The sequence below is a fragment of the Gardnerella sp. KA00243 genome, from assembly GCF_049244105.1.
GTDB lineage: Bacteria > Actinomycetota > Actinomycetes > Actinomycetales > Bifidobacteriaceae > Bifidobacterium > Bifidobacterium leopoldii.
This window is the reverse complement of record NZ_CP058375.1, coordinates 144,417-156,965: the sequence shown is the minus strand read 5'-3', so window position 1 is coordinate 156,965 and position 12,549 is coordinate 144,417. Positions and strand designations below refer to the sequence as shown.

The 12,549-nt window shown below is 38.1% G+C and carries 13 protein-coding genes; all 13 read right to left on the bottom strand.

Annotated elements, in window-relative coordinates:
- Positions 1-223: 223 nt before the first annotated feature.
- Positions 224-1,702 (bottom strand): Lsa family ABC-F type ribosomal protection protein, encoded by a 1,479-nt coding sequence (locus HXT50_RS00685; protein WP_004113321.1) that lies wholly within the window; start codon positions 1,700-1,702, stop codon positions 224-226.
- A gap of 107 nt (positions 1,703-1,809) precedes the next feature.
- Positions 1,810-2,094, bottom strand: coding sequence for a hypothetical protein (locus HXT50_RS00680; protein ID WP_004114737.1), 285 nt, complete (start codon positions 2,092-2,094; stop codon positions 1,810-1,812).
- Between the two features lie 91 nt (positions 2,095-2,185).
- On the bottom strand, positions 2,186-2,779 hold the full coding sequence (locus HXT50_RS00675) for a hypothetical protein (protein ID WP_421776895.1): 594 nt from the start codon (positions 2,777-2,779) through the stop codon (positions 2,186-2,188).
- A 527-nt stretch (positions 2,780-3,306) separates the two neighbouring features.
- The gene (locus tag HXT50_RS00670; protein ID WP_421776894.1) at positions 3,307-4,884 is read right to left on the bottom strand and encodes a recombinase family protein; all 1,578 of its coding nucleotides are present in this window, start codon (positions 4,882-4,884) and stop codon (positions 3,307-3,309) included.
- Positions 4,881-5,291: a recombinase family protein gene (locus HXT50_RS00665; RefSeq protein ID WP_421776893.1), complete on the bottom strand. Its 411-nt coding sequence runs from the start codon at positions 5,289-5,291 to the stop codon at positions 4,881-4,883. Before HXT50_RS00665 ends, HXT50_RS00670 begins: the two co-directional genes overlap by 4 nt.
- Positions 5,261-6,856, bottom strand: coding sequence for a recombinase family protein (locus tag HXT50_RS00660; protein WP_421776892.1), 1,596 nt, complete (start codon positions 6,854-6,856; stop codon positions 5,261-5,263). The genes HXT50_RS00665 and HXT50_RS00660 overlap by 31 nt, the downstream gene beginning before the upstream one ends.
- A 60-nt stretch (positions 6,857-6,916) precedes the next feature.
- The gene (locus HXT50_RS00655; protein WP_421776891.1) at positions 6,917-7,129 is read right to left on the bottom strand and encodes an SHOCT domain-containing protein; all 213 of its coding nucleotides are present in this window, start codon (positions 7,127-7,129) and stop codon (positions 6,917-6,919) included.
- Positions 7,116-7,523 (bottom strand): LuxR C-terminal-related transcriptional regulator, encoded by a 408-nt coding sequence (locus tag HXT50_RS00650; RefSeq protein ID WP_421776890.1) that lies wholly within the window; start codon positions 7,521-7,523, stop codon positions 7,116-7,118. Before HXT50_RS00650 ends, HXT50_RS00655 begins: the two co-directional genes overlap by 14 nt.
- Before the next feature lie 145 nt (positions 7,524-7,668).
- Positions 7,669-8,589 carry a GH25 family lysozyme gene (locus HXT50_RS00645; protein ID WP_421776889.1) on the bottom strand — a complete coding sequence of 307 codons (921 nt, stop codon included), beginning with the start codon at positions 8,587-8,589 and terminating at the stop codon, positions 7,669-7,671.
- Entirely contained in the window at positions 8,582-9,001 is a 420-nt protein-coding gene (locus tag HXT50_RS00640) for a phage holin family protein (RefSeq protein WP_103014086.1), read from the bottom strand. Before HXT50_RS00640 ends, HXT50_RS00645 begins: the two co-directional genes overlap by 8 nt.
- A 160-nt stretch (positions 9,002-9,161) precedes the next feature.
- Positions 9,162-9,506 (bottom strand): toxin, encoded by a 345-nt coding sequence (locus tag HXT50_RS00635; RefSeq protein WP_421776888.1) that lies wholly within the window; start codon positions 9,504-9,506, stop codon positions 9,162-9,164.
- A complete protein-coding gene (locus HXT50_RS00630; RefSeq protein WP_019260890.1) occupies positions 9,506-9,670 on the bottom strand; it encodes a hypothetical protein in 165 nt (54 codons plus the stop codon). Before HXT50_RS00630 ends, HXT50_RS00635 begins: the two co-directional genes overlap by 1 nt.
- A 67-nt stretch (positions 9,671-9,737) precedes the next feature.
- Positions 9,738-12,545, bottom strand: coding sequence for a phage tail spike protein (locus tag HXT50_RS00625; protein WP_421777136.1), 2,808 nt, complete (start codon positions 12,543-12,545; stop codon positions 9,738-9,740).
- Positions 12,546-12,549: the final 4 nt, after the last annotated feature.

Genomic DNA, 12,549 nt, shown 5'->3' with positions numbered 1-12,549 from the left:
TAACAATAGCCCTCACTAAGCCTTGCTGCACAAGGGCAAAAATGCACCCACCTATTAAGCCCTTGACATCAATACGACAGTCTCACGTGTATCAAGACTACCCTTATGATAACCATGCATCAATAAAAGAGCCTTAACGTTCATTGCAGGAGAGAAACTGGCAAGGGGAATGTCGTATGATGATAAAAGTCTAAGGCACTACAAACTGGGATTTGGATTTTACTTAAAATTGTATTATTTTATTAGCGATATCTTCTACAAATCGCTTATCGTGTTCCACAAATATGAGTGTAGGCTTTGCTTCTTTTATAATTTCCTCAATCTGTATTCTTGATATTACATCTATATAATTCAGTGGTTCGTCCCAAACAAATATATGAGCTGGCTTTGAGAAACTTACAGCAATTAAAACTTTCTTTTTTTGTCCATCACTATAATTCTTCATATCCATTTCAAATAATTCTCTTGAAAAATCTAATTTTCTTAGAATTGTTTTACACAATGTTTCATCAACATCTTGCTTGTGAATATATTCATTTAGGCTACCTGTTAAATTAGATGTGTCTTGAGGAATATACGAGATTTTTAAATTACCTGCTAATTTTATCTCACCTGTATACTCGTGATTTATACCTAATAAAATTTTAATCAAGGTTGATTTTCCGCTACCATTACCCCCATATATAGCCACTATGTCGCCTTGCTTTATCTCGAAACTTACATTATTTAGGATCTGTCTCTCTCCATAGCATGATGATAAATTGCTAACCGATATTAGAGGATTTTTATGATGATGTAATGGATGCAATAATAGACTTTCCTTTGTTTCGATATCTTTTAGTAAACTCTGTTTTTCTTCTATTGCCTTGTTTTGTCTATTCTCCAAATTCTTAGATTTTTTCATCATCTTGGCTGATTGATGACCTATATGTCCTTTGTCTGGTTTTACACCTGATACTTTTACACCATTTTTAGTATTTTCAATTTTATCAGACCAAATTTGACTTTGTCTTGCAGACTCTTTTAATCGTTTAATATCTTTTCTTAATCTCTCATTTTGACTAATTTCAAATTGGTCTTTCATCACTTTGTTTTCATACCATGATGTAAAATTTCCCGATTGGACATCAATAGAATTCCTGTTAATAGAAATAACATGATTGATACAACCATCTAAAAAATCTCTATCATGAGATATAAGCAAAAATCCTTTTTTACTTTTCAGATATTCACTTACAATTTTTCTTCCGTCCATATCTAAATGGTTTGTTGGTTCATCAATAAGTAAAAAGCCATCTTCTCTTGTAAACAAAATAGCTAAAAGGATTTTTGTTTGTTCCCCTTTAGAAAGCGTTTCAAACTCTCTGTAAACAAGGTTCTCATCTACATTTAGCAAACTGAGTTCTCTAAATAACTTCCATTCTTCATCATCTGATATTAGTTCTTTATATAACTCAATTCCTAATTTTGAAGTATCGCTTATATTTGGTGGAAATTTAATAAATTCAACATCCTTGCTTATTTTACCTTGATAAGTTTCTTGATTTAAAAGTAACTTAAATAGAGTTGATTTACCGATTCCATTTCTTCCTATCAATCCCGTTTTCCAGTTTGTATCAAAGGAAAACGATACATTTTTAAATATGGGTTTTACATATCCATAATATGAGAAAGTGAGGTTTTCAATTTTAATTACTGACATAAAACGCCTCCCTAAATTATCATTTACCGCCCGGGTGCAAAGTGTGTGCACCTTTTAACGTTTAGTTTTTCATGTATTACTACGGTTATCACTGCTTTGCTTTTCAGTCATTTCAATTCTCGATTAGGTAATTTTCCAGTTCTCAAAGCGACAGTAACAAACTCAACCTCTTGCAAGCACTTCTCGCAAAGTTCATAACCTTCATTGAAGTTCACTCTTGACCTAAATGTGCTAGCAATGAATTCGCATGGTGAGGTGATCCTTTCAACTACACCGCACCGTTCGCACTCAGCATACACATTCCCATCCTTAATCGGAATAAACATTCCATGATCTTTCTCATTTCCCATGACGCTAACATCTTCGAAATCATCAAATTTTACATAGAGCATATACGGCTTCCTCCTTTATCGGTATGTCTATATACGCTCTAATTCCAACTTATATCAAGTTTTATTGCTTCTTTTTTGATCTATATGTCTGCTACTTCGCAATAGCTTTCCCATTAAGACAGTGCACCATGTAATGCGCAAATCCATCGTTTTTACAATTTACCTTCTTCTTATCTGAAACCTCGGTGACACCATTCTCACAATCTACTTCAAGGCTTGCATCCTTGGTGATTGTTCCTTCTAAAATACTCATGCCATTTAACGTATCAAGCGTACAAACATGAGTTACTTCTACGTTTGTTGCTGAAGCCAACCCATTATAACATTTAAGAAAGACATCATCCGCCTTCAAATTAACAACTTCTACCTTGCCATTGTTCACTTCTACATAAAGCTTACCAATCTCAATATCCGTGATGAGCACTTGATTAGAATCAGATTCAACCTCACAAACTTCCACATCATGTGGCAAACTCACAAGAATTTCAGGCATACCCTGAGTAAGCCACCTCACCCAATTCGAAGCTGAGACTTTTTTAGTTTGAATAAGCCTTATAACATTTTGCGCTTCCTCAACCCTCAATATATCTTGTTCACAGTTAACAAAGCTCACACCAAAGGTATCAGCACGTTTCACCGTTAAACGAACATCTTTCGTCTCTGCGATAAACTTCTTATTATCCATTCCTTAAGCACCTCCTCGTGCACATACTAATAATCAGGTTTCATTTTACCTTTTGAGCTATATTTTCCCACTTCACAGGGTGGGTGCAAAGTGGGTGCACTTTTTAACGTTAACATCCTGTGCACTCGACCCCAGAGCGTTGATATCTTCCCTCAAACAGCAAAATCACTCTCAAAAACCGCTCCGAGCCATCTTACAGTCGCCACGCATTAAACCTTTTAACGATAACTCTCGCTAAGCCCTGCTACACAAGGGCAAATTTGCACCCACCTATTAAGCCTTTGACATCAATACGACACTCTCGACGTGGATTGAGAGAACTCCAAGTATAGCTACACTTTTTTGAGTGTACACTATGGATATTGGGTGCACCTTTTAACGATAGGAAAAGCTATCGTTAAAAGGTTTAAGATTGGCTTGATAGCTTGATTCTTGAGCATAAAAACAAAAAACAGCCTAGAGAGGATTTCCCCCCCCCCCCTAGGCTGAGTTTTGTAACATTTCAAATGCTAAAAGTACTTTGGCTTTTACGATGCCCTTTCAACATCCACACTAAACTCTGATTTAAAAGTTACGCTGAACTTGTCCTCGTAAACTTTTATTTTCTTGATGTACTTTCTTACCAGCTTCTCGTCATATTCACTAATATCGTGACGCTCACTTTTCAGAAAATCTTCCATTTCTCTGATTCGTCTTTTAGCATCTTCTTGACCTGCTTTTTCTATAAGAAGCTGCTGTTTCTTAACTTTAAGCTCATCAATCTCATCAGCTATTTTCGTGTAGTCTTTTTTAGCTTTAAGCAAGGCTAGTAGTATCGCTTGTTTGTCCGCGATTTTTTTATCAACCGTTTCAATCTCGCTTAAGTTGTTGCCAGCGATAATTTCTCTAATATTGTTATTCAACGTATCCAATACTTCATCCGGTATACTAAACACCTTGTTTATGGCTTTCACTGTAGCAGACTGCAGTTCTTCCTCTTTTACTGTCGGAGCATCACAAGCACTAGGACCATTTTCCCATCTGGTACAACAACGCCAAACAACAGAACGCACTCCTCGATTGTTCCAAGCAATTCTTCTGTAAACATCCCCGCATTTAGAACAAACACATAGGCTGGATAAAGCGTACTTGCTGGAATAAACTCTTCTTTTTTTGTTCTCCTCACCACTAAACATGTTGGCTCGTCTTACCATTTCTTCTTGAACTTTAAAGAAAATATCTCTTGGAATAATCGAAGCGTGGCTATCTTTTACATAATACTGTGGTTCTGTTCCATCATTTTTTATACGAACATGGTTAATAAAATCTGTCGTGATGGTTTTTTGTAAAAGAGCATCACCAATATATTTTTCGTTTTGCAAGATGGTTTTAATATTAGACAAGTGCCATTTTAAATGCCCGGCACCGTTTTTAACACCGTCTTTTTCAAGACCCTCCGCTATATCTCTAAGGCTTGCTCCTTCTAAATATTCTCTATAAATCCTTCTTACGACTTTTGCTTCCTGTTCAAGAATTACAAGATTTCCTTCATCGTTTTTTGTGTATCCTAAAAACCAGTTATGGTTGATTTGCACTTTGCCTTCCTGGTAGCGGAACTTAAGTCCAAGCTTCACATTCTGAGAAAGTGACGCGGATTCCTGTTGAGCTAAAGAAGCCATGATAGTAAGCAATAGTTCTCCACTTGCTTCCATGGTGTTGATGTTTTCTTTTTCAAAAATGATCGGAATGTTTTTGTCTTTCAACTGTCTAACAAACTTTAAACAGTCGATAGTGTTTCTCGCAAAACGGCTAATCGACTTAGTGATAACCATGTCTACCTTACCGCTCATGCAATCGTGGATCATGTCGTTGAAACCGACACGTTTTTTCGTGCTAGTTCCTGAAATACCGTCATCAGCATAAATGCCGGCAAACTCCCAGAGAGGATTTCTTGAAATATAATCCGTATAATGCTGAACTTGCGTGTCATAACTTGTTGCCTGTTCTTCACTGTCAGTACTGACACGACAATACGCTACTACTCTTAACTTCGGCTTATCTTTATGCTTATCTACCGTATTCCCCGCTATTTTTCTTGGTGGAATAATTGTAACGTTGGCACTCATTTTACACCTCCCTTGATTTGACTGTACGCGTATGCTGCTTGCCGATAAGGATCATCATGTTTCTTTTCTATAACGCCTATTTCGTACGTAACATTTGTTGTTATTAAAGGTTTTAGCTCTGTTGTACGAGGTCTTTTTCTAAAATTGTTGGCTCTTAACTGCTGAACTTTATAAAAAGTTTCTTCATCTAAAAGACTCGGGTAAAGCGATGTTCCTAAGTACGTTTTATTTTTCAAAATATTGCTAATTACAGAGTGTGTTTTATCAATGTTCACTGCTCGAGCCGTTTCAGAAATCGTTCCAAATTCTAAGAATTTACGGAAAAGTTCTCTAACTTTCAGAGCTTCTTTTTCGTCTATAACCGCTTTACCGTCTACTATTCTGTAACCATATGGGATGTGTGCCATGTTTCTTTCACCTCTTCTTCTAATTCCAATCCGCATTTCAAATGAAAAATAAATTCTGTTCTGCTTTTAACTACGACATCGTCTACAAAATCCAGAAAATCCTCGTCCTTAAACTCGCTAAATACTTCTGTGACGCTGACGAACCGTTGAAGTTTTTGTGCCTCGTTTAAGTGCGTTAAGTTACCGTTTAAACTGTTGGAAAGCTGAAGTTTTTCCTTAAGACAAGTATCCATTTCCTTTTTAAGCTGATTGCTTTCCAGATAGTAGGAATCCATCTCAATGTAGCCACCGGCTAAAAGCTTACTGAGTACTTGCTCCTGTTCTTGCAGCTTAGCTATTTTTTCTTCGAGTTCGATAACCTTGTTCAATCCGTCTTTATTATTCACGTTTCTTAAGCTTTTTATGAAAGGCGTTAATATTTGAGCGTATGTTGCTTTGAACTTGTTAAGCATTTGAAGAAAAGCTAATTTAACATACTCCTCTTTTACAGCTTTCATAGGGCAGCATTTAATTTCACGTATATGCTTGGTACAACACCAAACAACATAGGCTCCATCTTTTTTATGCCGGTCGTGTTTCTTTAACCTACTGTGACAATTACCGCAGTAAAGTTTCCCTGAAAACACATATCTAGCAAGGTATTTATTACTACCGCCGGTAATATTTAGTTTTAATTTCCTCTTCTGTCTCAGATCATGCACAAGATTAAAAGTTTCATGACTGATGATAGCCTCGTGATGGTTTTCAATAACATACTGTTTTTTCTCGCCACAGTTTTTATGGCGGTTAAAATTATCGTCTGTAAATGTCTTTTGAAAAACCACATCCCCTGTGTATGTTTTATTGTTCAAAATAGCGTTCACGGTAGTCGAAGACCATTTAGCTCCTCTTTTCGCAGGAATCTTTTTAGCCGTCAGCTCATTAGCTATCACATGCCCGCCTTTACCTAAAAGTGCCATACTAAAGATGTCTTTTATAACCTCAGCTTCCTTTGGAACGATAATCATTTTCCCGTTCTCGTTTTTATACCCATACGATGGGGAAGAAATGACATAGCTTCCGTTTTCGAACCTTTTTTGAATTGACCACATGCTGTTTTCCGAGATAGATCTTGATTCACTTTGTGCAATGGAACTTAAGATAGAAAGCATGAGCTCTGAACTCATATGCTCGGTATCAATGTTTTCTTTCTCAAAATACAAATAAATACCAAGACCGGTAAGTTTTCTAACTATTTCAAGACAGTCAACCGTGTTTCTTGCAAGCCTACTAATAGACTTTGTAACAATCCTGTCTATCTGACCACTTTCACAGTCTTTAAGCAGTTGTTTAAGACTTTCACGCTTATCGATTTTCGTGCCGCTAATACCCTCGTCAAAGTAAAGCCCCGCATACTCCCAGCAGGGATTAGACTTAATATAGTTTTCATAATGCTCCTTCTGTACCTCTAGACTGAGAAGCTGCTCATCACTGTCGGTAGAAACTCTCGCATACGCTGCAACCCGCGTCTTTTTCTCAAAACCAGTTTTTCGCATTGTAGAGTCTATTTTTATTATTTCTTTCACTATTTCCCTCACTTTCAGCTAATACTATTCATCACTCTAAAAGCAGTGTTTATCAAGCTTTTAACCCAATAATTCCTTGTAAAACGGGTGAAATTTTTCCCTGTTAAGACGGCTTATTTTTTCTTTTTCTTGCTCGCTGATAAGCCCTTTTTTAAAGAGTGAAACGGTAAGTTTTTCGGCTATTTCAAAACGAAAATCCGCCTGCATACTCTCTTTTGTCCAAGCTCTAGCTTTAACATCCCTTAGCCCGTGAGCATCATTACTTATCTGCATGATGCTCACCTCCAAAACGATGCTCTATATAGCAGGCGTGGCAGCAGTATTTTCGAGTCTTATTACCGTAGGATGTAAAACTTTCACCACAGTTACAACAGACACACTCATAGTTTGCCTGTCTTTTTACCAACTGTGTATGCTTGTTCCACCACGTGTTTCTACACGCGTCAGAGCAGAAACGTTTAACTTTACGACCAGCATTCTGTTTAACAGGCTTAGCGCATAAATCACATAATTGAACGCTATTGCCAACATTTACGCCGCCAAGATTGTTGCGCTTACAGTAGCTTTTAACCGTATCAACTGAAAGATTTAACTGTTTAGCTATTTTCGTATAGCCCAAGCCTTCACTACGAAGTTTCATTACTTGCTGTTTTTCTTTTATATTCATTTGCCTGTGCCTCCTTACATCACAGGCAAAGAAAAAACAGTGTTTTTTAACCTCTTGACTTGATAATTTAACCTTAAAAATAAAAAAGCCCGAGGATTGCTCCAATGTAGGAACAAGCCTCGGGCTTTACATGTTTCAAACTGTTTTACAAGAGTTCGTTTACTCGTTTTTGTACCGTATCATAATCGTATCCGGCTTGAGTTAGACGCTGTTTACGCGTGCTACCGTTACCCCAAGCGCCTCGGATTACTTCACGGGCAATCTCATCAACCGACTTTCTATAAGCTTTAACACCGAGAAGCTCATTAACCTTATTTTGCACGCTCGCATAATCGTATCCGGCTGAAGTTAAACGCTGTTTACGCTCATTTCCGTTACCCCAAGCGCCGTTAATAACTTCTCGCGCCACCTCATCAATACTTGACGTGCGCGCAGCTTGATTGGAGCCGCCGTTTTTACACCCGTTTAGGCCAGCGTTTTTAATAATGCTCGGATAATCCACGTAAGCATAATCCATGTCAACTCTGCCGGCTACTCCAGGCACACTGCCACTTGACGAGTATTGCCAAAGACCATACGAACCTTGATAATTGCAGTGCGTGTTCCACTGTGCGATCCACAAAGCGTAACGGTTTCTAACATGAGATGACACAAGATTATTAGCAGTTGAAAGCGAGGTGTAAAAGCCTGCATAATACCCGTAAGTTTCCAGTTTGCTGCAAAAACCGGTAATCAGCGAATCGCAGAAAGCTCGCCCACGGTTAAGCTGGCTTTTTTCTTCCAAATCAAAGTAAACAGGGTACTCAAAACTCTTACCTGAAAGCATGTTCACGCAGCTTTGAGCTTCCTCAGCCGCCTCAGAACTGGAGTTTGCGTACGAATACCAGTAGGCTCCAACATCAAGACCGCATGTTTTTGCTTTACGATAGTTCTGTTCAAACCACTTGTCTTTGCATCCGATACCGTATCCTGCTCGAATGATCACAAACTCAATGCCGGATGCTTTCACAGCGTTGAAATCAATGTCACCCTGCCACTCTGATACGTCTATTCCTTTTTTACTCATGAGTATTGTCCTTTCTGTTCTTGTCGTGTAATTGTTCTAAAACGTTTTTTAATTTCTCAGGCACGGGAAGCCCTAGGTGAGCCGCGTTTTCGGTTAAAGATAATCCTTCGTTAGATAGGTAGAAGAAGATTACTGCGGTTCTCATCACGCTTCCTTGTTTCAAAACATGAAAATCTATAATGTTTGCTATGCCAACAAGCATAAAAATGAGCACCTTTCTAAAGATGCCCTTAAAACCAATGCTGCTAGACAGTTTCTTATCCGTGACCGCACACATCACGCCTGTAATATAATCCGTTACTACAAATAAAACGAGTGCGAGGATAAGCCCGTCGCACCCGCCTAAAAAGTATCCCAGCCAGCCGCCTACTAGTGTGAAAGCCAGTTGAGCACTATTCCAAAATCCTCTCATAATTCTCCTTACAAGTTTTCCTAACATTTGCCAGTACTCTTATAAAAACAAAAAACAAAAAGTAGAAAGTAATAAAAAAGGGCAGGCATGGTTTAAACCACACCTGCCCTAGCATTTCAACATTTCAGTATTTCAACTGATATTATTTTTCAACACATGACTACTCCTTACCATCTTTTACACCTTCCTCAACCATTCCATCTTTTACACTTTTCCCAGCCGTTTCATCTTTTTCAGTTTTTTCGGCTTTTATTTTCAAAATTTCGTCGTTAAGTTCGCGTTCTCTAGAGTTAAAATAGTCTTCTAACTGTTTCACATACGCTTCATATTCCATCGAGTTTTCCGCGATCACTGCCGAACGCATATCAGATAATACGCTTGCAACAATGCCTTCTATCATGTAAGTAGGTATTGGTATTTGCTTATTCAACTCGACTATTTTTTCGTTTAACTCAGCCTTATATTTTTGCACAGCTACCGCGTAGCTAATTGTCGGTTTTACCACTACTCTCCTCCAATCTTTTTTAGAATAATATCCAGCTTGTGGCTGATTTCGCATAAAATTTTCGTATTATCAACTACAGGTGTCGTAATACTTTCTGTCACGTCTTTTAAGCGCGTGCCTTTATTAGCCACTATTTTGTTTGTGTGAATAATTAGTTTTTCCATAACAAATTCTCCCTTTATTTTTCTTTCAAGTTCGCTTCACGCTACTTAACGCTTCCACCCGCGCTTTTTAATAGTATTTAACTTTCATGAGTATCCCGTTTTTAAACACCATGTGAGCGTTAGAACCCCATTTTGCAGCTTTACCATCCTGGTTCATTTCAATAATCTGCACATAGTTAATATCCGCGTCTACTCCTGCACCGTCTTGCCAAACAGGATCTATAATCTTGTTACCGTGCATGTAAAAGTTGCATCCAGCGTGAATACCATACTCTTTATAAATGCTTTGTGAACGTGAAAAACACAGCATAGTAGCGTATGTTTCTTCATCAGCTGATTTACGCTGCGCGAAAGCCATATACTTTCCGTCGCTAGTAAGATGAAAAACTAGACCCTTGTGAGAATTATCTTCTTCCCACTCGCCGGTTCCAACATAGCCAATATACACGCCGTTACGGTAGAAGTTGTTCCCATTTTTATCAAAAACAGCTCTTTTATGATCCTCATCAACTTCACCATCGTAAAGCTCTATCTGCCCGGGTGTTATTTGCACGTATTTACTCGAATGGTTAAACCCGAGAAGGAAACTGTTATAGTTTTGCTGCATGAAACTACCAAAATCACCTTTTTTAACCATTGAAGATATGGAATCTTCTACTATGGTTAGTTTAGAAATAGCCTTATCAGCCGTGAATTTAGCAGCCTCAATGTCTTTATCTTTAACTCTTGCCCAAGCGAACGTTCTAAAACTACTTATACTGTCAGCTGAAACGTAATGCCACAGTTTGCTTGTCCCACCTTTATACGGGTGTTCAGACTCAGGATAATTTTCACCTTCAACCTCAATAATGTTAATATCTTCAGGCAGTTTAGACACGTATCCTGAAATTTCTCCTGAATACTCTTTTTTAATGCTATCAATCTTAAAACCATAATTGTCAAACGGAGACCAGTTAGTTCTAAAATGTAGCCAAAACTCGCCTGATGGAACAAACACTGTTGCACCAGAAATTTTTTCACCAGTTAAACCCGGTATAGCGTAAATTTTATCCTCATACTTGTAAAAAATGTCTACAAAATCGTCAAAAGCTGATTCCGTATGCGACTTCTCATTAAATTTTACGGCTAAACTTTCCTGCTTAACAATAAGCCTGTAAGCGTAGCCGGTTGACGTGTCGTAGAAAAAATCACCAACATGCTGCATTTTTTCACTATCAGTCAGCCACAAGCTCATAGGAGCGTTAAAATGGCTTGGAGTATACGAACCGTAATAGTTACCGTTTTTCTGTTTAAGACTATGGTTAACGCTTTCAACACCAGCCTCAATCTTACCGTCTGTAACATTCAGTTTCGTGTTGATTTCACTTATCGTGTAATAGTTTTCAAGCCTCCTACCAGTGTCTTTTATAGCCTCGTTTTTTGCTTTACTAATCTGCTTTTCTACCTGCGAAGTGTAAGAAACTGAAAGTTTTTCCGCGTCAATCGAATGCCCGATAATCCTGTCACCATACACCATGCCGTCAAGAGTCATCGCAGTACTGTAAGGGCCTGAAAAACCGTTATGGCTTCCAGCAATACCATTCATATTAACCTGTAAAACTTTCGTAGCAGTGTTCTTATCAGGCGTATCCATGTAAAGGTCACGAACCCACATGCCTTTACTATCGTATTCGCTTATCTTATAGCCGCTTTGAGAATTACCCATTTGCGCTTTAATATTATCTATCGCAGCTTTAACACGCTCGTTATCAATTTTTCTAGTTTCAACCGCTTCTTCTTTTAACGTTTGAACAGCATACGACACGTTTTGCACATACCCTTTAGAAATCCTGCTCGCAAGCACGATTCTAACTTCGCCTGGTTTTTGAATCGGTATAGTCTGTTTTACTACAGGAAACACACGGTCCATGCCAAATTGTGGAGCGAGACAACGAACCCTATCCCCACACTCAATCGTCGCATAATGTAAACCTAACTCGGATAAGTCAACCGCGCTAAGGCTTATTTCTACATGCTCAAACTGGTTATCCTGTAACCATTTAGTAGCTTTGCGCATAAGATTAGTTGGAACTGTCACATTATTAAAATTAATAACTTTACAAACCCAGCCGAATGTTTTTTGCGCTTCACGAGATACTATATAGTTTTTCCCATTGTTTATTGAAGTAATATCAACATGCTTTTTAAGAACCTCGTTTTCACCATTCTCGTTTTCCAACTCTTTGCCGAGAGGAATAACCGCTGTAGTAACATCCTCTGCTGAAAGGTTTTCCGCGTATTCAAGCAGGTTCAAGCCGAAACTAATATGCTGGCTTGTAGCTTTACCTATTTCTTCTAAACGTAGGTAATCTAAGTAAAGTTTCCCGTCTTCTTTCCTAAGCCGCAAATATCCGCCAAGCTTTTCAACCATTTTACCCATAATCGCTTCAAGCGTTGTCTCGAAATTAGTAAACCTGTAGAGTGAATCATTCGAGTCAGATACTGTGACGAAACCAATTCTTATTTTCTTATAATCATCTACCTGACTGTTATGAGCTTGTAAAAGTTTTTCTAAAAGCTGGTAGGAACTCTGATCATGATATTCTTTCTGAGGTTGAATACTATCCGCTAAATAAGTTAACAACCCTACGCAAGTTACTTTCTTACTACCATACAAGTCTTTTACTTGCTCTCTAACCTCGCCGAAGAAAATCTCCTCATCGTCACGCCACACGCTTACTATTGATTTCCGGTTTTTAATAAGCTCATAGCAAGGGTTTTGACTCGGGCAAGTAAACGTTAACGTTCCTGCAGTGTTAAGCTCCAAGTTTAACGTAATATCATCAAGTACCGCTTTGTCATCATTTGGATAGTAAATCGTATTATCATCAAGCATGATC